This window comes from Mycolicibacterium llatzerense (assembly GCF_025331195.1).
In the GTDB taxonomy this organism is placed as follows: Bacteria; Actinomycetota; Actinomycetes; order Mycobacteriales; family Mycobacteriaceae; genus Mycobacterium; species Mycobacterium llatzerense.
Map to the genome: position 1 here is coordinate 164,280 of NZ_LXOV01000014.1, position 22,482 is coordinate 186,761.

Here is a 22,482-nt window from a genome sequence, read left to right on the forward strand (position 1 = left end):
GTATCCTGAGGCTCGTGGCAATTTCGCGTCGTGACCTGCTGAAATACGCTGCAGCCGCGCCGGCGGCGCTCGGCCTCGGTGCCGGGTTGCAATCGGTGCTCGGCGCGACGACTGCCTCTGCGGCCCCGCACGGAGTGTTGCTGGACTACGCGGCGGGGGTGCTCAGCGCAGCCGATATCCGGTCGGCCGGGGCGCTGGGAGCCATCCGCTATGTCTCGGACCGGCGCCCGGGTGGGCAGTGGATGCTGGGCAAACCGATCCTGCTGCCCGAGGCGCGGGACCTCTACAAAGGCGGCTTGAAGATCGTCTCCTGCTATCAGTACGGCAAGGAATCCACCGCCGACTGGCTCGGGGGCCATGCCGCCGGCGTGCAGCACGCCCAGCGCGGATTCCAGTTGCACACCGCGGCGGGCGGCCCGGTCGGCGCCCCGATCTACGCATCAATCGACGACGATCCCACTCCGGCGCAGTACAAAGCGCAGGTTGCGCCCTATCTCCGCGGCTGGGAATCGGTGTTGGGCCACCAGCGGGTCGGGGTGTACGCCAACTCCAAGACCATCGAGTGGGCCGTGCAGGACGGCCTGGGTTCGTACTTCTGGCAGCACAACTGGGGCTCGCCCGGCGGGGCCGCGCATCCGGCGGCGGCGCTGCATCAGGTGGAGATCGACAAGCAACACGTCGGGGGAGTCGGGGTCGACCTCAACCACATCCTCAAGCCCCGCTTCGGGCAGTGGGACTGACGGTCGCGCAGATTACTGCTCAGTAGTTAGCTGGCGCTCAGCTCTAAGAAAACGGCAAACAAGCCCAGCAAATGGCCGCGCGGTAACTTACCGCGCGTATAGACACACAGACCGTCAATGTCGAGTGTTTTCTGGACCGGGTCTTTTCCTACTCATTAGTAAGGTTCGGCGCCGTCACAAACGCGGTAACGATTTGATAACAATACCGCTTTGATCAGCGATGTTGTTGCTACTCGACCGTAACCACCCGCCAACAGGACGTTTGTCCTGTTGGGTACAGGCGGTCCCGGGACGCGGTGTTACCCAGCCGGGTGGTTACCGATCCGTAGAACTCGTTGGTAACCATTTTCGGCCGAAAGGCGCCGCGAATCTTATGACACTCTTAGTGCAGTCGGCCCGGCTCTCTGGCACCCGAAAACTCGGGCGCCAGACGTAGCACGGGCCTCACGTGATCCGACGTCGCATCGCGTTGCCCCAGGGCCGACTACCAAGACCATGCAGCACCTGACGGTTCGCGCGGCAACGAGGGAGAGACGAAGTGACGATCAACGAGCACCGCAAAGTGACCAGTGGCAACACCGAGGCAGTGGCGGCGAGCGCCCACGCTCTGGTGGACCTGCTCAATGCCGGCGAACCGTATGCCGTCGCGTTCGGCGGCCAGGGTGCCTCCTGGCTGGAGAACCTCGAGGAGCTCGTCAGCTCGGCCGGTATCGAATCCGAGCTCAGCGAGATCGTCGGTGAAGCGGCCCTGCTGCTCGAGCCCGTCGCGCGCGAGCTCGTCGTCGTGCGGCCCATCGGCTTCGAGCCCATGCAGTGGGTGCGCGCCCTCGCCGCCGACGAGCCGCTGCCGTCGGCCAAGCAGCTGACCACCGCCGCCATCTCCGGCCCCGGCATCCTGCTGGCCCAGATGGCCGCCATCCGCGCCGTGCAGCGTCAGGGCCTGGACCTGGCCGGTACTCCGCCGGTCGCGGTCGCCGGGCACTCGCAGGGCATCATCGCCGCCGAGGCGCTCAAGGCCAACGGCACCCGCGACGCCGAGCTCCTCGCGCTCCTCCAGCTCATCGGTGCCGCCGGCTCGCTCGTGTCGCGTCGTCGCGGCATGGTCGGCCGGGGCGACAAGTCGCCGATGGTGTCGGTCACCAACGTCGACCCCGAGCGCATCGCCGAGCTGCTCGAAGACTTCTCGCAGGACGTGCGCACCGTGCTGCCGCCGGTGCTGTCCATCCGTAACGGCCGCCGCAGCGTCGTCATCACCGGCACCCCGGAACAGCTGGCCCGCTTCGAGCTGTACTGCAGCAAGATCACCGAGAAGGACGAGGCCGAGCGCAAGAACAAGCTGCGCGGCGGCGCCGTCTTCAGCCCCGTCTTCCAGGGCGTCCAGGTCGAGGTCGGTTTCCACACCCCGCGCCTGGCCGACGGCATCGAGGTCGTCGACCGCTGGGCCGCCAAGTGCGGCATCGACACCGAACTGGCCCACGCGATGACCGAGGCCATCTTCGTCAAGCCCATCGACTGGGTCGCCGAGGTCGAGCGCATGCACGAGGCCGGTGCCCGCTGGATCATCGACCTCGGGCCGAGCGACACCGTCACCCGCCTGACCTCGCCGATCATCCGCGGCCTCGGCGTGGGCATCGTGCCCGCCGCCACCCGCGCCGGCCAGCGTTCGCTGTTCACCGTCGGCGCCGCCCCGGTCGTGCAGCCCGCGTGGTCCAGCTTCGCGCCGACGGCCGTCGAGCTGCCCAATGGTGACGTCAAGCTGTCCACCAAGTTCACCCGCTTGACCGGCCGTTCGCCGATCCTGCTGGCCGGCATGACCCCGACCACCGTCGACGCCAAGATCGTCGCCGCGGCCGCCAACGCCGGCCACTGGGCCGAGCTGGCCGGTGGCGGTCAGGTCACCGAAGAGATCTTCGAGAACCGCGTCGCAGAGCTGACCCAGCTGCTCGAGCCGGGCCGCGCCATCCAGTTCAACTCGCTGTTCCTGGACCCGTACCTGTGGAAGCTGCAGCTGGGCGGCAAGCGCATCGTGCAGAAGGCCCGCCAGTCGGGTGCCCCGATCGACGGCGTCATCGTCACCGCCGGCATCCCCGAGCTCGAGGAAGCCGTCGCGCTGATCGAGGAACTGCACGAAATCGGCATCACCAACGTGGTGTTCAAGCCGGGCACCGTGGACCAGATCAAGTCGGTCATCAAGATCGCCGAAGAGGTCCCGGACCGCGAGATCATCGTCCACGTCGAGGGCGGCCGCGCCGGTGGCCACCACTCGTGGGAGGACCTCGACGACCTGCTCGTCAGCACCTACTCGGACCTGCGCAAGCAGGCCAACCTGACCATCTGCGTCGGTGGTGGCATCGGCACGCCCGAGCGCGCCGCCGAGTACCTGTCCGGCCGCTGGGCCGAGACCTACGGCTTCCCGCTGATGCCGGTCGACGGCATCCTGGTCGGCACTGCCGCGATGGCCACCCTGGAGGCCACCACCTCGCCGCAGGTCAAGCAGCTGCTGGTCGACACCAAGGGCACCGATCACTGGGTCGGCGCCGGTAAGGCCCAGGGCGGCATGGCTTCTGGCCGCAGCCAGCTGGGTGCGGACATCCACGAGATCGACAACACCGCGTCGCGTTGCGGCCGTCTGCTCGACGAGGTCGCCGGTGACGCCGAGGCCGTCGCAGAGCGCCGCGACGAGATCATCGCCGCCATGGCCAACACCGCCAAGCCGTACTTCGGTGACGTCGCGGACATGACCTACCAGCAGTGGCTGCAGCGCTACGTCGAGCTCGCGATCGGCGACGGCAGCAGCACCGCCGACACCAAGCGCGACCACTCGCAGTGGCTCGACGTCTCCTGGCGCGACCGCTTCGAGGAGATGCTGCAGCGCGCCGAGGCTCGCCTGAACCCGGCCGACGCCGGCCCCATCGACACGCTGTTCCCGGCCACCGCGGAAGGCGAAGCGCTGCTTGAGGATCCGCAGCGCGCCATCGCGGAGCTGCTGGCCCGGTACCCCGAGGCGCAGACCCTGCGCCTGCACCCGGCGGACATCCCGTTCTTCACCACGCTGTGCAAGACGCTGGGCAAGCCCGTCAACTTCGTCCCGGTCATCGACAAGGACGTGCGCCGCTGGTGGCGCAGCGACTCGCTGTGGCAGGCCCACGACGCCCGCTATGACGCCGACCAGGTCTGCGTCATCCCCGGCACCGCTGCCGTCGCCGGCATCACCCGCGTCGACGAGCCCGTCGGTGACCTGCTGGACCGCTTCGAGCAGGCCGCCATCGACGAGGTGCTGGCCGCCGGCGTCAAGCCGGTTCCGGCGGTGTCCCGCCGTCAGGCCCGCGCCGACATCACCGGCCCGCTGGCCGTCGTCCTCGACTCGCCCGACGTGCTGTGGGCCGGTCGCACCGCGATCAACCCGGTGCACCGCATCGGCGCGCCGAGCGAGTGGCAGGTCAACGAAAACCGTTCGGCCACACACCCGTCCACCGGTGCCCGGCTCGAGCTCGACGGTGATTCCGTCACCCTGAACGTGCCGCTGTCCGGTGTCTGGATCGCGATCCACTTCACCCTGCCGGCCGCCACCGTCGACGGCGGTATGCCGGTCGTCACCACCGACGACGCCTCGGCCGCGATGCGTGCCGTGCTCGCCATCGCCGCCGGCGCCGACGGCGTGGACTCGCTGCCGGTCGTCGCCGACAACGTCGCCACCGTCACCGCCGACTGGGATCCGGAAGAGGTCGCCGACCACACCGGCGTCACCGCCACCTTCGGCGCCCCGCTGGCGCCGGGCCTGACCCTGGTGCCCGACGCCCTCGTCGGCCGCTGCTGGCCGGCCGTGTTCTCGGTCATCGGCGCTGCCGTCACCGACGACGGCATCCCCGTCGTCGAAGGTCTGCTGAGCCTGGTCCACCTGGACCACGCCGCGCAGCTGTTGGCTCCGATGCCGGCCGAGCGCGCCGAATTGACCGTCACCGCAACGGCTTCCGCGGCGTACGACACCGAGGTCGGCCGCGTCGTCCCCGTCACTGTCAGCATCACCGACGCCGAGGGCACGGAACTGGCCCGCTTGGAAGAGCGCTTCGCCATCCGTGGCCGCAGCGGTGCCGCCGAGCTGACCGACCCGGTCCGCGCCGGCGGTGCGATCACCGACAACGCCACCGAGACCCCGCGTCGTCGTCGCCGCGATGTCACCGTCACCGCGCCGGTCGACATGAGCGCCTTCGCCGTGGTGTCCGGTGACCACAACCCGATCCACACCGACCGCGCCGCCGCACTGCTGGCCGGTCTGAAATCGCCCATCGTGCACGGCATGTGGCTGTCCGCCGCCGCACAGCACGTGGTTACCGCCACCGACGGCCGGGCCACCCCGCCGGCGCGCCTGGTCGGCTGGACCTCGCGCTTCCTGGGCATGGTGCTGCCGGGCGACGAGATCGAGTTCCGCGTCGACCGCGTCGGCATCGACCGCGGCGCCGAGATCATCGAGGTCACCGCGAAGGTCGGCGGCGAACTGGTGATGGCCGCGTCCGCTCAGCTGGCCGCTCCCAAGACCGTCTACGCCTTCCCGGGCCAGGGCATCCAGCACAAGGGCATGGGCATGGAGGTCCGTGCCCGCTCCAAGGCCGCCCGCAAGATCTGGGACTCCGCGGACAAGTTCACCCGCGACGTCCTGGGCTTCTCGGTGCTGCACCTGGTGCGCGACAACCCGACCAGCATCATCGCCAGCGGTGTGCACTACCACCACCCGGACGGCGTGCTGTTCCTGACGCAGTTCACCCAGGTGGCCATGGCCACGGTCGCGGCCGCCCAGGTGGCCGAGATGCGTGAGCAGGGTGCGTTCGTCGAGGGCGCCATCGCCTGCGGCCACTCCGTCGGTGAGTACACCGCGCTGGCCTGCGTGTCCGGCGTGTACGAGCTGGAGGCGCTGCTCGAGGTGGTGTTCCACCGCGGCAGCAAGATGCACGACATCGTCCCGCGTGACGCCAAGGGCCGCTCGGACTACCGGCTGGCCGCCATCCGGCCGTCGCAGATCGACCTCGACGACGATGACGTCACCGACTTCGTCGCCCGGATCGCCGAAGAGACCGGCGAATTCCTGCAGATCGTGAACTTCAACCTGCGTGGTTCGCAGTACGCGATCGCCGGTACCGTCCGCGGCCTCGACGCCCTCGAGGCCGAGATCGAGCGTCGCCGCGAAATCACCGGTGGCAAGCGGTCGTTCATCCTGGTGCCCGGCATCGACGTGCCGTTCCACTCCGAGGTGCTGCGCGTCGGCGTCAACGACTTCCGCCGCGCGCTCGATCGCGTCATGCCGCACGGGCAGGACCCGTCGATCCTGGTCGGCAAGTACATCCCGAACCTGGTGCCGCGGCCGTTCACCCTGGACAAGGACTTCATCCAGGAGATCCGCGACCTGGTGCCGGCCGAGCCGCTCGACGAGATCCTCGCCGACTACGACACCTGGCGGAACGAGAAGCCGTCCGAGCTGATGCGCAAGGTCGTCATGGAGCTGCTGGCCTGGCAGTTCGCCAGCCCGGTGCGCTGGATCGAGACGCAGGACCTGCTGTTCATCGAGGAGGCCGCCGGCGGCCTCGGTGTCGAGCGGTTCGTCGAGGTCGGCGTGAAGACGATGCCGACGGTTGCCGGCCTGGCCACCAACACGCTGAAGCTGCCGGAGTACTCGCACAACACCACCGAGATCCTCAACGTCGAGCGCGACGCCGCGGTGCTGTTCGCGACCGACACCGATCCCGAGCCCGATTCCGATCCTGCCGACGCTGCGGCTCCTGCTGCCGCTGCTGAGGCGCCGGCGGAAGCCGTTGCGGCAGCACCGGTTCCGGCCGCCGCTCCGGTGGCCGCCGCCGGTGGACCGCGTCCGGACGACATCACCTACAACGCCGCCGACGCCACCATGGCGCTGATCGCGCTGTCGGCCAAGATGCGCATCGACCAGATAGAGCCGCTGGACTCCATCGAGTCGATCACCGACGGTGCTTCGTCGCGACGCAACCAGCTGCTCGTCGACCTGGGTTCGGAGCTGAACCTGGGCGCCATCGACGGTGCCGCGGAAGCCGACCTGTCCGGTCTGAAGGGACAGGTCACCAAGCTGGCCCGTACCTACAAGCCGTTCGGTCCCGTCCTCTCCGATGCGATCAACGACCAGCTGCGCACGGTGCTCGGGCCCTCGGGCAAGCGTCCGGCGTACATCGCCGAGCGCGTCAGCAAGGCCTGGGAATTGGGCCCCGGCTGGGCCAAGCACGTCACCGCCGAGGTGGCGCTGGGCACCCGTGAAGGCAGCAGTGTTCGTGGCGGCGATATGGGCGGCCTGCACACCGGTGCACTGGCCGACGCCAACGCCGTCGACAAGGTCATCGACGCCGCGGTCACCGCGGTCGGCGCTCGCAAGGGCATCGCCGTGTCGCTGCCGTCCGCCGGTGGTGCCGGTGGCGGCGTCGTCGACTCGGCCGCGCTCAACGAGTTCGCCGAAAAGGTCACCGGCCCCAACGGTGTGCTGGCCGGCGCCGCCCGCTTGATCCTGGGCGAGCTGGGTCTGCAGACCCCCGTGTCGGCGCCCGAGGCCACCGACTCCGAGCTGATCGACCTCGTGACCGCCGAATTGGGTTCGGACTGGCCGCGTTTGGTGGCTCCGTCGTTCGACGGCCGCAAGGCTGTGCTGTTCGACGACCGCTGGGCCAGCGCCCGTGAGGACCTGGCGCGCATCTGGCTGCTCGAAGAGGACGCCGTCAACGCCGACTGGGCCGAGCTCTCCGAGAGCTTCGAAGGTGCCGGGCACGTCGTGGCCACGCAGGCCAGCTGGTGGCAGGGCAAGGCCCTCGCCGCCGGCCGCACCCTGCACGCCGCGCTGTACGGCCGCGCGGCCGCCGGTGCGGAGAACCCCGGCAAGGGCCGCTACGCCAACGAGGTCGCGGTCGTCACGGGTGCCTCCAAGGGCTCGATCGCGTCGGCCGTCGTGGGCCAGCTGCTCGCCGGTGGCGCGTCGGTCATCGCGACCACGTCCAAGCTGGACGACGACCGGTTGGCGTTCTACCGGACGCTGTACCGCGACCACGCCCGGTTCGATGCGCAGTTGTGGGTTGTGCCGGCAAACATGGCCTCCTACAACGACATTGACGCGCTGGTCGAGTGGGTCGGTACCGAGCAGGTCGAGAACCTGGGCCCCAAGGCCATCCACCTCAAGGACGCGCAGACCCCGACGCTGCTGTTCCCGTTCGCCGCGCCGCGCGTGGCGGGGGACCTGTCGGAGGCCGGCGCCCGCGCCGAGATGGAGATGAAGGTTCTGCTGTGGGCCGTGCAGCGGCTCATCGGTGGGCTCTCGCACATCGGTTCCGACCGCGACATCGCCTCGCGTCTGCACGTCGTGCTGCCCGGTTCGCCGAACCGCGGCATGTTCGGTGGCGACGGTGCCTACGGCGAGTCGAAGGCCGCGCTGGACGCGGTCGTCGCCCGCTGGAAGGCGGAAACCTCGTGGTCCGGGCGGGTTTCGCTGGCACACGCGCTGATCGGCTGGACCAAGGGCACCGGCCTGATGGGCCACAACGACGCCATCGTCGGTGCTGTCGAAGAGGCCGGTGTCATCACGTACACCACCGAAGAGATGGCCTCCATGCTGCTGAACCTGTGCAGCATCGACGCCAAGGTGTCGGCGTCTCGTGAGCCCATCCAGGTCGACCTGACCGGTGGCCTCGGTGACATCGAACTCGACATGGCCGAGCTGGCCGCCAAGGCCCGCGAGGAGATGGTGGCCGAGGCTGCTGTTGACGAGGAGGACCTCGAAGGCACCATCTCGGCACTGCCGTCGCCGCCGCGTGGCTACCAGTCCGCACCGGCTCCGGAGTGGGCCGACCTGGACATCGACCCGGCCGACATGGTCGTGCTGGTCTCCGGTGCCGAACTCGGCCCGTACGGCTCGTCGCGTACCCGCTTCGAGATGGAGGTCTCCGGCGAGCTGTCGGCCGCGGGCGTCCTGGAGCTGGCCTGGACCACCGGTCTGGTCAAGTGGGAAGACGACCCGAAGCCGGGTTGGTACGACACCACCACCGGTGAGCTGGTCGACGAATCCGAGCTGGTCGAGCGCTACCACGAGACCGTGCTCGAGCGTGTCGGTATCCGCCAGTGGGTGGACGACGGCGCCCTCGGCTCCGATCACGCTTCGCCGCTGCTGGTTTCGGTGTTCCTCGACAAGGACTTCTCCTTCGTCGTGTCCGCCGAGGCCGACGCCCGGGCGTTCCACCAGTTCGATCCGGAGCACACCGTCATCGCGCCGGTGCCGGACAGCAGCGACTGGCAGGTCACCCGCAAGGCTGGCACCGAAATCCGCGTGCCGCGCAAGGTCGAGCTGTCGCGGACCGTCGGCGCCCAGGTGCCGACCGGCTTCGACCCGCAGGTCTACGGCGTCACGCCGGACATGACCAGCTCGATCGACCGACTGGCGCTGTGGAACCTGGTCACCACGGTCGACGCGTTCCTGTCGGCCGGCTTCAGCCCGGAAGAGCTGATGCGCTGGGTGCACCCGAGCCTCGTGGCCTCCACGCAGGGCACCGGTATGGGCGGCATGACCTCGATGCAGACCATGTACCACGGCAACCTGCTGGGCCGGAACAAGCCGAACGACATCCTGCAGGAAGTCCTGCCGAACGTCTTCGCCGGTCACGTCGTGCAGTCGTACATCGGTAGCTACGGCGCGATGATCCACCCGGTCGGCGCGTGCGCCACCGCGGCGGTGTCCGTCGAAGAAGGTGTCGACAAGATCCGTTTGGGCAAGGCCGAATTCGTGGTCGCCGGTGGTTACGACGACCTGACGCTGGAAGCCATCATCGGCTTCGGCGACATGTCGGCCACCGCCGAGACCGCGATGATGCGGGCCCGTGGCATCAGCGACTCGAAGTTCTCGCGCGCCAACGACCGTCGCCGTCTCGGCTTCGTCGAAGGCCAGGGCGGTGGCACCGTCCTGCTGGCCCGTGGTGATCTCGCGGTGAAGATGGGCCTGCCCATCCAGGCCGTCGTCGCCTACGTGTCGTCGTTCGGTGACGGTGTGCACACCTCGATCCCGGCCCCCGGCCTGGGTGCGCTGGGTGCCGGCCGCGGTGGACGTCAGTCGCAGCTGGTGCGCGACCTGGCCAAGCTGGGCGTCACCCCGGACGACATCGCGGTGATCTCCAAGCACGACACCTCGACGCTGGCCAACGACCCCAACGAGACCGAGCTGCACGAGCGGCTCGCCGCCTCGATGGGCCGGTCCCCGGGCAACCCGCTGTTCATCGTCAGCCAGAAGAGCCTGACCGGACACAGCAAGGGTGGCGCCGCGGCGTTCCAGATGCTGGGTCTGTGCCAGGTCCTGCGCGACGGCGTCATCCCGCCGAACCGCAGCCTGGACTGCGTGGACGACGAGCTGGCCAACGCGCAGCACTTCGTGTGGGTGCGCGAGGCGCTGAAGTTCGGCGACCGCCTGCCGCTCAAGGCCGGTCTGGTGACCAGCCTCGGCTTCGGTCACGTGTCGGGCCTGATCGCTCTGGTCCACCCGCAGGCGCTGGTGGCAGCCCTCGACCCGGCCGAGCGCGAGGACTACCTGCGCCGCTCGGGTGAGCGGGTGCTGGCTGGTCAGCACCGGTTGGCCTCGGCGATCGCCGGTGGGCGTCCGCTGTACGAGAAGCCGGCCGACCGTCGCTTCAACCACGATGCGCCGGAGAAGCGTCAGGAAGCCGACATGCTGCTCAACGCCGATGCGCGCCTCGGCGAGGACGGTTGGTACGCCCGCTCGTGACGCCTTCTGAGGTATCGGGATTGGGTCCGCTAGGTTGTTGCCCATGAGCATCCTGGGTGTGGGCATCGACCTGGTCTCGATTCCGGATTTCGCCGAGCAGGTCGACCAACCGGGCACCGTCTTCGCGGAGACATTCACCCCGGGTGAACGCCGTGACGCCGCCGACAAGAGTTCGTCGGCGGCACGGCACCTGGCAGCCCGCTGGGCGGCCAAGGAGGCCGTGATCAAGGCGTGGTCGGGCTCGCGGTTCTCGAAGCGTCCGGTGCTGCCCGAGGGCATCCACCGCGACATCGAGGTGGTCACCGACATGTGGGGCCGGCCCAAGGTGCGGCTGTCCGGTGAGATCGCCGAGCACCTCAAGGGTGTGGCCATCCACGTGTCGCTGACCCACGAAGGCGACACCGCGGCCGCCGTCGCGGTCCTCGAGCAGGACTAGTTCTTCTCTGCGCGAGCAGACGCAAATGCCCCCGGCACCTCGGTGTGTCGGGGGCATTTGCGTCTGCTCACGCGTGGTGGTGACCGGCTAATCTGGGCCGCATGAGTGATCTCGTCGCCCGCGTCCGTGAGGTGCTGCCGTCGGTGCGTGCCGACCTGGAGGACCTGGTCCGCATCCAGTCGGTATGGGCCGACCCGGCCCGGCACAGCGAGGTACATCGCAGTGCCGCACTGACCGCAAAGCTGTTGTCCGATGCGGGTTTCCGGGAGGTGCACATCGTCCAGGAGGGCGGGGCTCCCGCGGTGATCGCCCGTCATCCGGCGCCGGAAGGCGCCCCGACCGTGCTGCTGTACGCGCACCACGACGTGCAGCCTGAGGGCGATGTCAGCCAGTGGGACTCGGCGCCCTTCGAACCGACCGAGCGCGACGGCCGGCTCTACGGCCGCGGCAGCGCCGACGACAAGGCCGGCATCGCCGTGCACCTGGCCGCCATGCGAGCGCACGGCGGCAACCCGCCCGTCGGCGTGACCGTATTCGTTGAGGGCGAAGAGGAATCGGGCTCGCCATCCCTCGGGGCATTGTTGAGCGCGCACAAGGACCTGCTGGCCGCCGACGTCATCGTCATCGCCGATTCGGACAACTGGAGCACCGAAATCCCGGCGCTGACGGTCTCGTTGCGGGGCCTGGCGGACTGCGTCGTCGAGGTGGCGACGCTGGATCACGGCCTGCACTCCGGGCTGTGGGGTGGGGTGGTGCCCGACGCCCTGAGCGCGCTGGTGCGGTTGTTGGCCACCTTGCACGACGACGACGGCAACGTCGCGGTCGAGGGCCTCTACGAAGGCACCGCGGCCGACGTGGACCGTGGCCCGGATTGGGTGGCCACCGAGACCGGGTTGCTCGACGGTGTGCAGCAGATCGGTTCGGGCTCTGTGGTGCAACGACTTTGGGCAAAACCGGCCATCACTGTCATCGGCATCGACACCACCTCGATCGCCAAGGCGTCGAACACGCTGATCCCATGTGCCCGGGCGAAGATCAGCATGCGGGTCGCCCCGGGCGGCGACGCGCTGGCCCACTTGGCCGCCCTGACCCGTCACCTGGAGAGCCATGCCCCGTGGGGCGCCAAGGTCACGGTGACGCCCGGCGACGTCGGGCAGCCGTACGCCATCGAGGCCAGCGGTCCGGTGTACGACGCGGCCCGCTCGGCATTCGCGCAGGCGTGGGGGACCGTGCCGGTCGACATGGGGATGGGCGGGTCGATCCCGTTCATCGCCGAGTTCGCCGAGACTTTCCCCGACGCAACGATTTTGGTGACCGGCGTCGAGGACCCCGGCACCCAGGCACACAGCATCAACGAGAGCCTGCACCTCGGCGTGCTGGAGAAAGCCGCGATCTCCGAGGCGCTGCTACTGGGTGCGCTCGGTCAGAACGACTCGGGATCGCGCTGAACCGACTCGGGCACCGGGTGCTGGTAGAGCCGTGAGGCGTTCTCCCAGGTGATCTTTCGGACCACGTCGGCGGGCAGGGTGCCGATCTCTTCGTGGATGGTCGCCTGGGTGTGCGGCCAGGTCGAGTCGCAGTGCGGATAGTCGGCCTCGAGCATGATGTTGTCCACGCCGATGCGGTCCCGTTGCACGAACGACGACTGGTCTTCCACCGCGCAGAACCAGAAGTTGCGGGTGAAAACCTCGGCCGGCGTGAGCTTCTCGCCGAGCCGTTCCCAGGTGCCGTACATCGAGTGGTAGCTGAGCATGTGATCCAGCCGGTCCAGCAGGCCGGCGACCCAGCCGATGCCGCCCTCGGACAGACAGATCTTGAGATCGGGGAACCGGCTGGGCAGACCGGAATACAACCAGTCCACCGCCGCTGAGATGGCGTAGGCGAAGAACAGCACGCCCTGCACGTCCGGCGGCGCGTCCGGGGTGGTGGAGGGGGAGGAGCCCGACGACCCGATGTGCAGGTTGACGACCGTGCCGGTATCGGCGCAGGCCGCCATCATCGGATCCCAGTAACCCGAATGGATGGTCGGTAGCCCCAGCATCGCCGGGTTCTCGCTGAAAGTCATGGCGTGGAAGCCACGTTCGGCGTTTTCGTAGATCATCTTGGCGCCCACGTCGGGGTCCAGCAGCCACGGCAGCTGGCAGGGGATGATCCGGTCTGGGTACGAGCCGGCCCACACGTCGAAGTGCCAGTCGTTCCAGGCCCGTACCGAGGCCATCGCCAGCTCGCGGTCGGTGGTGACCTGCTGCAGCCGCTGGCCGGCGAATCCGGGCAGGAACGATGGGAAGTTCAGCGAGGCGTACACCCCATTGAGGTCCATGTCGCGGACGCGTTCGTGGATATCCCAAGCGCCCCGGCGCATCTCGTCGAACCGGACCGGCTCGAAACCGTACTCGGAGACGGGCCGGCCGACGACGGCGTTGAACCCGACGTTGGGCAGTTCCTGGCCGTCGTACACCCAGGTCTGGCCGCCGCTGTCGGTGTCGACGACCCGCGGCGCGCGGTCGGCGAACTTGCTCGGCAGCCGTCCGGTGAACGTGTCGGGTGGTTCGACGATGTGGTCGTCGACCGAGATCACGGTGTACCGGCGCGGGGCACGCGGCGGGTCGGGCAGCAGTGTGACGGTGCGGTCCTCGCCGGTCTTGGCGACGGTGAAGTCGAGGTTGGTGGCCAGATCGTCAATGGATTTCATGTCGTACCAACACCTTTACTGCAGAACGGACGGATCGGATTTGATGGTCATGCGGGCCGCGCCGGCCCAGTACACGTCGGCCGCGCGCTCGATCAGGGAGGCTTTCATCCCGACCATGTCGGACCATTTCATCTCGGTCGGCTTCAGGCCCGTGAGCATGACGTCATAGGCCAGCTTGCAGACCCGCTCGATGGAGGCCGCCCGGTACACCGCCTCGGCCAGGTTTCGGCCGGTGGCGATGACGCCGTGGTTGGCCAGGATGGTCACGTTCGCAGTTCCGATCCGGGCAGCCAATTCGGCTGCGCGCGAGGCACTGTCGACCTCGCCGTCGTACTCGTCGACCAGGCAGAGGTCGTCCAGGAACAGCGATCCGGTCTGGTGCACCAGCTCCGGCAGCCGTCCCAGCGCCGCGAGCACGCACACGTAGTAGGGGTGGTTGTGGATCACCACGCGTGCGTCCGGGCGGGCACGGTGCAGTTCGGTGTGGATGTGGATGGCGGGAGTGACGTCCCAGCGGCCCCGCTGCACGCGGGCGTCCTCGTCGACGACGCAGATGTCGGAGGCGGAGACCTCCTGCCACCACAGGCCCCACGGGTTGACGTACATGTCCGTCTGGCCGTCGGGCTGAAAGGTGATGTGCCCGGCCAGGTTCTCGGCGAAACCGATGCTCGCGAGGTGCCGGAACGCGATGGCCATGGCCTGTTCGTCAGTGAGGTCGACGCCGATCGGCGGCGTCACCGAGGGCGCCCAGACTTCGAGTCCGCCGCGGCGCGGTTTTTCAGCTGCGGTCATGTCCGTCTCCCATCAGGGTTCGAATATCTTCGCGCAGTTGGCCTTTGGCGACCTTGCCGCCCGAGGACCGCGGCAGTTCGTCGACCACGATCAACCGTTCGGGCAGCAATTCCTTCGAGACGTCCTGGGCCAGCAGGTTTGCGCACAGTTCGTCGAGGTCCAGAGTCGCCGAGCCGATCAATTCGACGTAGACACAGACCTTTTCGCCGAACACCGGATCGGGCATGGCCACCGCCGCGGCCAGGCCGACCGCCGGATGGGTGGTGACGACGTCCTCGACCTGGGCTGCGCTGATGTTCTTGCCGCCGCGCACGATGAAGTCGGAGGTCCGGCCCGTCACCCGCAGGTAGCCGTCGGCGTCGATCTCGCAGATGTCGCCCATCCGCATCCAGCCGTCGGCGGTGAACAGCTTGTCGTGGTCGGTGCCACCCAGGTAGCCGAGACTGGTCGCCGGGCCGCGGCACGCGGGCTGGCCCCGGCCGGCGTCGGTGACGTCGGTGTCACCGTCGAAGAGGCGCACGGCCATGTCCGCGACGATCCGGCCGCCGGTGCGCAGCCGATGCTCCAGCGAGTCGTGCACCGTGGTGCCACTCAGCAGGCCGGTCTCGTTGGAGCCGTAGAACTGCAGAATCGTTGCCCCGGTCAGCTTTTCGAATTCATGGGCGGGACGGTAGGGCAGCGCCTCGCCGCCGGTGAACACCACCCGCAGTGAACTCAGGTCGTAGTCGCGGGCCACCGGGTCGGCCATGATCATGGTCAATTGGGTACTGACACAACACAACACGGTGACCTTGTGTCGTTCGATGGCCGCACACGCCGCCGCGACAGTGAAGCGGTCCAGCAGCACGTTGGTGGTACCCAACAGGATCGGGGTGATGTGGGTGGTCCACAGCCCGAAGCCGAACGGGGTCGGGATGACCGGCAGGAACACGTCATCGGAGGTCAGTAGGCCGTTGGCGACCGCCTGTTGATGGAAGTAATACCAACGGTTCTGCGTGTGCACGACACACTTGGGCAGCCCGGTGGTGCCCGACGTCGAGTTGATGAGGAAGACGTCGTCGGGACCGAGTTGTGTATCGGGACTCAGGTCCGCCGGGTCCATTCCGACGGACAACTCGTCCAATGTCAGCAGCGGGCAACCGATGGCGGTGGCCACGGTGTGGGCCTGAGCCTGGCGCGGGGGATCGGTGACCAGCAGCCGTGGCTCCGCACTCCGCAGGATTGACGTCACCTCGCGGATACCGGCGCGCGCACCGACACCGACCACCACCGCGCCGCATCGCTCGATCGCCACGAACAGCACGTGGATCGCCGTGGTGTCGCCGTGCCACACCGCGATCCGGTCCCCGGGGCGGACGCCCGCGCCGGCGAGCTGCCCGGCCAAAGCGGTTGCCGCGACGTCGAATTCGCGCCAGGTCAGCGACCGGTCCGGGTGATCCACGTACGCGGTGCGGTCGGGGGTGCGAGTGACGTTGGCGCGCACGGCATCCGAGATCGTGGTGTCGGTCCACCAGCCGTTGGCATGGAAGCGTGCGACGTCCTCGGCGGTGAAGGCGGGCGAACTCGTGACCGGTGTCATCTCCGTGATGGTCGCCTCCGTCGGCCGCATCTTCAAATCATATGAAAATAAGAGCGCACCTTGTCAAGGATTCAGGAAGAACGGGTGCGGGTCCGCACCATCGCGGGGTCGACCACCCCGGCCGAACCCGGATAGTGCTGGGCATCCAGCAGATGGGTCGCGGCGAGCTCACGGGCCCGTTCGGCGTCACCGGCCTCGATGGCGTCGATGAGCTTGCGGTGGTCTTCCAGGGCGGCCCTGCGCTCGTCCACGGGAATGCTGGCGTGATCGGTGAACTGCCGTGACCAGCTCAGTTCATGCGACGACCAGAGCGCCTCCAGTGCGCCGGCGAGGATGATCATCGTCTCGTTGCCGCAGTGCTGCACCAGTGCCTCGTGGAAGCGCCGACTGGCGGAGGTGACCAGCACCAGGTCCTCGACCGATTCGACCGACTCGGCGTGGATCTGCCGAAGAACCGGCACCACTTCGCTCTTGCGGTCAGCGCGCTGCGCACACAATGCCGCGCAGGCCGGCTCCACCTGCTGCAGCGCGGAGCCGACGTCGCCGAGGCTCACCTGATTCGCGCCGAGTACCAGACCCATGGTGTACGCGACGTTGCTCGCGCTGGGCCGGTGCACCACCGAGCCACCGAGCTTGCCGCGGCGGACGCTGAGCAGCCCTTCGGCGTCCAGGATTCGGATGGCCTCGCGCAGCGATGGCTTGCTGATCGGGAACTCGACCAGCAGTTCGTCTTCCGTGGGCAGCACGCTGCCGTCGGCGAGGTCGCCGCTGAGGATGCGCCGGCGCAAGTCGTCGGCCACCTGCTCGGCGAGGCGGCGGAAACGGACGTCGGGCGCGGCCACGGGTTGAGTGTGCCAGAGAGGGGCGGCAGGGTGACCGAAGTCGTCACCCCGCCGATCCGGTGTGGCCGGGGGCACGAAACGTCGTCCCCCCGGGCGCCGGAGTTCTACTCGTCGTCGTCTTCGTCCTCGTCGTCTTCGTCTTCGTCGAAGTCCAGATCGAGCGGGTCTTCACTGTGGGGGTCCACCGAGTACTGCTGCCAGTAGGACGGGCTGAAGTAGATGGTGTCTGAGTGGTCGGCGTCGTCGCCGATCTGGACCCAAAGAATCTGGTCCTTCTCGCCATAGCTCAGTGCCTGGGGGTAGCGAATGCTGCTGTCGACGGTGCGGATGTGAATGTTGTGCGTCACGCCAAAAGTCTTGCACCTGAACACATCTGCGGCCGTTTGCAGACCACCGATAAAGACAACGATTGTCCGAATGGCCACGCGGCCGTCACACGTGGTTGGGCGGGCCGCTACGCGGCTCCTGGCTCGGGGCTCGCCGAGTTAGGAACCGACGATGACGCGGATGGTCAGACGGACAGGTCCCGTCGCAGCTTCGCCACGTGGCCCGTCGCCTTGACGTTGTACTGCGCGACCTCGACCTTGCCCTGCTCGTCGATGAGGAACGTCGAGCGGATGACGCCCTGCACGGTCTTGCCGTACATCGACTTCTCGCCGAAGGCGCCGTAGGCGGTGAGCACCTTGCGATCGGGGTCCGACAGCAGCGGGAACGTCAGGCCCTCGTTGTCGCGGAACTTGGCGAGCTTCTCGGGCTTGTCGGGGGAGATGCCGATGACGTCGAGGCCGGCCTCGTTGAGTTCGGCCAGGCTGTCGCGGAAATCGCAGGCCTGCTTGGTGCAACCCGGCGTCGACGCCGCCGGGTAGAAGTAGACGATGACCTTGCGGCCCTTGTAGTCCGACAGCTTCACGGTGTTGCCGTCGGCGTCGGGCAGGCTGAATGCGGGGGCTTTGGCGCCCACTTCGAGTCGCGGGGTCGGTGCCACCGGGATGTCCCTTCTGTCGGCCAAGCGTTGCTGTTACGGCAAGCTGCTCTAGGGTAGAGCGCCAAGGTGCAACGCGAGCTGGAGGGCTGAAGTGGCTGACCGGAATCCTGACCAGATCAAGCAGGAAATCGATCGTGCACGCGATCAGTTGGCGTTGACGGTGGACGCTCTCGCCGAGCGGGCAAATCCCCAGCGCCTGGCTGACGACGCGAAGGCGAAGGCCATCGCGATCGCTTCCAAGCCGGCGGTCATCGCATCGTTCGCCGGACTCGGCGTTGTCGTGCTGGTGGTGGTTATCCGCAAGATCCGCGGATAACCCGACTTTCTAGTTCCCGCGACGCGGTGTCAGCCAGCCTGGCAGCCAGCTGCGCGGCGGATTCGCGACCCGGCCAAGTCGGGTGCAGTTATAGACGATGACCAGGGTGTCGTCGGCTGCTGACACAACGTCGGCATCGGGCGCTGTGTATGCGGCGACGGCGATGGGTGTCATCAGCTAACTCCCTTCAGGCGTTGTCAACTACATTTCTACACCATCATACGCGGTTTCAGCTAACTCTATTTTCGCGTCTCTTGACATAAAATTGCAGGTCTAGTTGATTTCTTGCGGTTTCCTAGCGTTGGCCGCTATTGACGATGGCGGCTGTATACAACGTTGTGACGGGTGTTATGTGGCTACTGACCGGCCGCGATTGGTTTGTGTTGGCCTGCGGCGCAGCGGCGTTCGGTGCACATCCGTGGTGGCGCCCGAGCTGCCCCGTCGTCCTGTGTGATGTTGGACACGGCCGCGGGCAGTGGCAGTGATGACTGAGGCATTTTGTCCTGTTGCGCAGCCTGGTTGCGGGGCTCGAATACGGCGCTGACCATACGATTTCACCCTGCGGCCATCGGGCTGTTAAGGTCTCTCTCGCGCGCCGTTAGCTCAGTTGGTAGAGCAGCTGACTCTTAATCAGCGGGTCCGGGGTTCGAAACCCTGACGGCGCACAGAAGCGAAAGCCCCCTCCTTCGGGAGGGGGCTTTCGTCGTTTCTGGTTGATCCGCGGGTGAATTGCTGGGCTCGCAGGATCAACGCCGACCAGGCGACGCGCCGTGGCGGCGGTGGTGATGAAAACCCAAGCGGCAGAACATCGTTACCTCTGACGTAATCGACTTGCCGCGGCGACGCGGCCAAGCTTTGAGCTGACCAACCCCGATGCGAAAGAGGTCAGCATGAACGACATCGTCACCGCGTACCTGAAGACGTGGAATGCCACCGACCCCGCCGAGCGCAGTGCCCTGCTCGGTGACCACTGGACACCTGAGGCGTCCTACACCGATCCGATGGCCGACGTCAGCGGTCATGACGCCATTTCCGGCGTGATCGGCGCGGTGCACACCCAATTCCCCGGGTTCGTCTTCTCGCTCGTCAGCGGACCCGACAGCCACCACAACCAGGCCCGCTTCCAATGGGGCCTGGGGCCTGCGGGAGAGCAGCCGCCGATCGTCGGGTTCGACGTGCTGGCCACGGACGCCGACGGCCGCATCCGGACGGTGCACGGCTTCCTGGATCAGTTGCCCGGTTGAACCTAAGCCTCGGTGGGTAGGAACGTGGCCAGCTGGGCGGTCGCCAGCGCCTGTTCGGCGTCGTACTGCTCGAAGGTCCCGACAACACTGAACCCGAGGCGCTCAGCCAGTCGAAGTGAGGCGCGGTTGGCGGTCTGGGTGACGATCACGACAGGTTGGTCGCCCAGCTCGCCGGCTGCGTACTCCAGCAGCAGCCGCGCAGCTTCGCTCGCATAGCCCTGACCCCACGCGTGCGGCCGGAAGACATAGCTCAGCTCGAGCTCGTCGTCACCGGTGCCCAGATGACCGGGAACGTCGGTGCGACGGCGACTCAGCGTCACCGTCCCCAACATTTCGTCGGAATCCGCGGCCGTCGCGATGTAGCAGCCGGGGCCTTCCAATAGCGTTGCCGCCCCGACCGATTCGAGCACGGCGCGAACGTCGTTGACGGGCCGCGGGCCGCCGAGGTACCGGCGCACCCGTTCGTCGGTCTGTGTTTCGATCAGGCCTTCGGCGTCGCCGTCTCGGGCTTTGCGCAGGCGAACTCGGGGCCCTTCGAGACAGACTGCTCGCAACTCAACGGCGTCACCCACGTTCACCACTGTGCCAGCACGGCGGGTGACCCCCGGAAAACAAACATCGCCTCACCCGCGTTTGCAGGTGAGGCGATGTTCTACCTCGGGGTGGCTGACGGGACTTGAACCCGCGACACCCAGGATCACAACCTGGTGCTCTACCAGCTGAACTACAGCCACCATTGCTGCGGACCTTTCGGCGCTAGCAGCGTCGTAGATATTAGCGCCTTCGGCCCGCTAAGCCGAATCGGTTACCGCCGAATCGTCCGTCGGCGGGCCCAGCTCGCCCGCGACCGCGGCGATTTCGCTGGTAGACGGACCGGGTGCGGGCACGAACGCGGTGCCGCGGTAGTACTTCAACTCGCGGATGGACTCGTGGATGTCGGCCAGTGCGCGGTGCGCGAGCCCCTTGTCCGGCTGCCCGAAATAGATGCGCGGGTACCAGCGGCGACACAGTTCCTTGATCGAGCTGACGTCGATCATCCGGTAGTGCAGAAACTCATCGAGGCGCGGCATGTCCCGCGCGATGAAGCCGCGGTCGGTGGCAATCGAATTACCGGCCAGGGGAGCGGTTTTCGCTTGCCCGATGTGGCTGCGGATGTAATCCAGCACCATCTGCTCGGCTTCTTCGAGGGTGACGGAGGAGGTCCGCACCTCGTTGATCAGGCCCGAGCGGGTGTGCATCTTCATCACTACGTCAGCCATACCGTCGAGTGCGGCATCGTCGGTGTGGATCACTACGTCCACGCCTTCGCCCAGCACGTTCAGGTCGCTGTCGGTGACCAATGCCGCGATCTCGATGAGCCGGTCGGACTTCAGATCCAGCCCCGTCATCTCGCAATCGATCCATACAAGTTCGTCACGCACGGTGTTCCAGACTATTCCCAGCCCATCAACGGGGTGTCCATACCCGGCCACCAGGGATCCGACGAAGTATGGTCAGGCGCATGACGACAGCATCGAATGCATCCCCCGCGCAGCAGATCGCCGCTGGTTACGCCGTCACCGGCCAGGCGCTGAACCTGGGCGCGGTCGTCGTCGACGGCACGGTCGACCCGAGTGCTCAGGTCAAGATTCCACTGGCCACCATCAACCGCCACGGCCTGATCGCCGGCGCGACCGGCACCGGCAAGACCAAGACACTCCAGGTCATCGCCGAGCAGCTGTCGACGGCCGGGGTGCCCGTCGTGATGGCCGACGTCAAGGGCGACCTGTCAGGGCTCGCGCAGCCCGGCGTGGCCAACGACAAGACCGCGCAGCGCGCCACCGACACCGGCGACGACTGGACGCCGACCGCGTTCCCCGTCGAGTTCCTGTCCCTGGGGACGACGGGCGTCGGCGTCCCGGTGCGCGCGACCGTCACCAGCTTCGGGCCGATCCTGCTGTCGAAAGTGCTGGGACTCAACCAGACCCAGGAGTCGACGCTCGGCCTGATCTTCCACTGGGCAGACCAGAAGCGCCTGCTGCTCGATGATCTGAAGGATTTGCGTGGCGTCATCCAGTTCCTGACCAGTGATGAGGGCAAAGAGGAGCTCAAGGCGCTCGGCGCGGTGTCGCCGGCCACGGCGGGCGTCATCTTGCGCGCGCTGATCAACCTGGAGGCCGAGGGCGGGGACACCTTCTTCGGATTGCCCGAGCTCAAGCCCGAGGATCTGATGCGGCTGGACCCGCAGGGGCGCGGCATCATCACACTGCTGGAGCTGGGCAGCCAGGCCGCGCGGCCGGTGCTGTTCTCGACGTTCCTGATGTGGGTGCTGGCCGACCTGTTCACGACGCTGCCGGAGATCGGTGACGCCGACAAGCCGAAGCTGGTCTTCTTCTTCGACGAGGCGCACCTGCTGTTCGCCGACGCGTCCAAGGCGTTCCTGGACCAGGTCGAGCAGACGGTGAAACTGATCCGCTCCAAGGGCGTCGGCGTGTTCTTCTGCACGCAGTTGCCCACCGACATCCCCAACGACGTGCTCAGCCAGCTGGGTGCGCGCGTTCAGCACGCGATCCGGGCGTTCACCCCGGATGACCAGAAGGCCCTGACGAAGACGGTCCGGACCTACCCGAAGACGTCCGTCTACGACCTGGAGTCGGCGCTGACGTCGCTCGGGATCGGCGAGGCGGTCGTCACGGTGCTCTCCGAGGTCGGTGCGCCGACCCCGGTGGCCTGGACCCGCCTGCGGGCGCCGCGATCACTGATGGGCACGATCGGCCCCGACGCCATCGCCGCGGCGGCCAAGGCCAGTCCGTTGCAAGCGACGTACGGCGCCACCGTCGACCGCGACTCGGCCTACGAGCACCTGTCTGCGCAGCCGGTGGCGGCTGGTGGCGCCGCCCCGACCGGCGACCCGGCAGCACCCGCTCCCGCGCCGGCCGAAGAGCCCGACCTCACCGCGTCCGGCCGCGTCGAGGTCGAGGCCGAGGGGCCCGGCATGGTCTCCGAGGTGCTGCAGAGCACCGCCTTCAAGAGCTTCCTGCGGTCCGCGGCGACCGTGGCCGGACGCGAGATCACCCGCAGTCTGTTCGGCACGACCCGCCGACGGTAAAC

At 67.7% G+C, this 22,482-nt stretch carries 16 protein-coding genes and 2 tRNA genes; 8 read left to right on the forward strand and 10 right to left on the reverse strand.

The window, feature by feature from the left end:
- The first annotated feature begins 14 nt into the window (after positions 1–14).
- The 4 genes from A7G45_RS21870 to A7G45_RS21885 all read left to right on the forward strand — a co-directional run bounded on the left by A7G45_RS21870 (position 15) and on the right by A7G45_RS21885 (position 12,390).
- Positions 15–740 (forward strand): DUF1906 domain-containing protein, encoded by a 726-nt coding sequence (locus tag A7G45_RS21870; RefSeq protein ID WP_071289652.1) that lies wholly within the window; start codon positions 15–17, stop codon positions 738–740.
- A 538-nt stretch (positions 741–1,278) separates the two neighbouring features.
- Positions 1,279–10,506: a type I polyketide synthase gene (locus A7G45_RS21875; RefSeq protein WP_260940266.1), complete on the forward strand. Its 9,228-nt coding sequence runs from the start codon at positions 1,279–1,281 to the stop codon at positions 10,504–10,506.
- 43 nt (positions 10,507–10,549) lie between these two features.
- Positions 10,550–10,942, forward strand: a complete 393-nt coding sequence (gene acpS, locus A7G45_RS21880) for a holo-ACP synthase AcpS (protein WP_020102278.1) — start codon at positions 10,550–10,552, stop codon at positions 10,940–10,942.
- Positions 10,943–11,043: 101 nt separating this feature from the next.
- Positions 11,044–12,390, forward strand: a complete 1,347-nt coding sequence (locus A7G45_RS21885) for a dipeptidase (RefSeq protein ID WP_260940269.1) — start codon at positions 11,044–11,046, stop codon at positions 12,388–12,390.
- Here A7G45_RS21885 and A7G45_RS21890 read toward each other — a convergent pair.
- The 6 genes from A7G45_RS21890 to bcp form a co-directional block, all read right to left on the reverse strand.
- Complete coding sequence (locus A7G45_RS21890; protein WP_260940271.1) at positions 12,366–13,634, reverse strand: amidohydrolase family protein; 1,269 nt, start codon at positions 13,632–13,634, stop codon at positions 12,366–12,368. The genes A7G45_RS21885 and A7G45_RS21890 overlap by 25 nt on opposite strands.
- Before the next feature lie 15 nt (positions 13,635–13,649).
- Positions 13,650–14,426: a class II aldolase/adducin family protein gene (locus A7G45_RS21895; protein ID WP_260940272.1), complete on the reverse strand. Its 777-nt coding sequence runs from the start codon at positions 14,424–14,426 to the stop codon at positions 13,650–13,652.
- Complete coding sequence (locus tag A7G45_RS21900) at positions 14,413–16,035, reverse strand: class I adenylate-forming enzyme family protein (protein ID WP_260940273.1); 1,623 nt, start codon at positions 16,033–16,035, stop codon at positions 14,413–14,415. Before A7G45_RS21900 ends, A7G45_RS21895 begins: the two co-directional genes overlap by 14 nt.
- Positions 16,036–16,076: 41 nt before the next feature.
- The gene (locus A7G45_RS21905; protein WP_260940274.1) at positions 16,077–16,847 is read right to left on the reverse strand and encodes a FadR/GntR family transcriptional regulator; all 771 of its coding nucleotides are present in this window, start codon (positions 16,845–16,847) and stop codon (positions 16,077–16,079) included.
- Positions 16,848–16,951: 104 nt separating this feature from the next.
- On the reverse strand, positions 16,952–17,194 hold the full coding sequence (locus A7G45_RS21910; protein ID WP_071289697.1) for a hypothetical protein: 243 nt from the start codon (positions 17,192–17,194) through the stop codon (positions 16,952–16,954).
- Between the two features lie 164 nt (positions 17,195–17,358).
- The gene (gene bcp, locus A7G45_RS21915) at positions 17,359–17,832 is read right to left on the reverse strand and encodes a thioredoxin-dependent thiol peroxidase (RefSeq protein ID WP_260940275.1); all 474 of its coding nucleotides are present in this window, start codon (positions 17,830–17,832) and stop codon (positions 17,359–17,361) included.
- Between the two features lie 91 nt (positions 17,833–17,923).
- Between bcp and A7G45_RS21920 the strand changes: the two genes are divergently transcribed.
- Positions 17,924–18,148 (forward strand): DUF3618 domain-containing protein, encoded by a 225-nt coding sequence (locus A7G45_RS21920; protein ID WP_043394403.1) that lies wholly within the window; start codon positions 17,924–17,926, stop codon positions 18,146–18,148.
- A gap of 9 nt (positions 18,149–18,157) precedes the next feature.
- On the opposite strand, the gene A7G45_RS21925 is transcribed toward A7G45_RS21920, so the two are convergent.
- Positions 18,158–18,322, reverse strand: a complete 165-nt coding sequence (locus A7G45_RS21925) for a hypothetical protein (protein WP_157850342.1) — start codon at positions 18,320–18,322, stop codon at positions 18,158–18,160.
- A 418-nt stretch (positions 18,323–18,740) separates the two neighbouring features.
- Here A7G45_RS21925 and A7G45_RS21930 point away from each other — a divergent pair.
- Together A7G45_RS21930 and A7G45_RS21935 are read left to right on the forward strand one after the other, a co-directional pair.
- Positions 18,741–18,813 (forward strand) — tRNA-Lys (locus A7G45_RS21930).
- Positions 18,814–19,038: 225 nt separating this feature from the next.
- Entirely contained in the window at positions 19,039–19,392 is a 354-nt protein-coding gene (locus A7G45_RS21935) for a nuclear transport factor 2 family protein (RefSeq protein WP_260940276.1), read from the forward strand.
- Positions 19,393–19,394: 2 nt separating this feature from the next.
- On the opposite strand, the gene A7G45_RS21940 is transcribed toward A7G45_RS21935, so the two are convergent.
- The 3 genes from A7G45_RS21940 to orn form a co-directional block, all read right to left on the reverse strand.
- Positions 19,395–19,964, reverse strand: a complete 570-nt coding sequence (locus A7G45_RS21940) for a GNAT family N-acetyltransferase (RefSeq protein WP_260940277.1) — start codon at positions 19,962–19,964, stop codon at positions 19,395–19,397.
- An 89-nt stretch (positions 19,965–20,053) separates the two neighbouring features.
- Positions 20,054–20,126 (reverse strand) — tRNA-His (locus A7G45_RS21945).
- A 57-nt stretch (positions 20,127–20,183) separates the two neighbouring features.
- The gene (gene orn / locus A7G45_RS21950; RefSeq protein WP_260940278.1) at positions 20,184–20,813 is read right to left on the reverse strand and encodes an oligoribonuclease; all 630 of its coding nucleotides are present in this window, start codon (positions 20,811–20,813) and stop codon (positions 20,184–20,186) included.
- Between the two features lie 80 nt (positions 20,814–20,893).
- Between orn and A7G45_RS21955 the strand changes: the two genes are divergently transcribed.
- Entirely contained in the window at positions 20,894–22,480 is a 1,587-nt protein-coding gene (locus A7G45_RS21955) for a helicase HerA-like domain-containing protein (RefSeq protein WP_260940279.1), read from the forward strand.
- Positions 22,481–22,482: the final 2 nt, after the last annotated feature.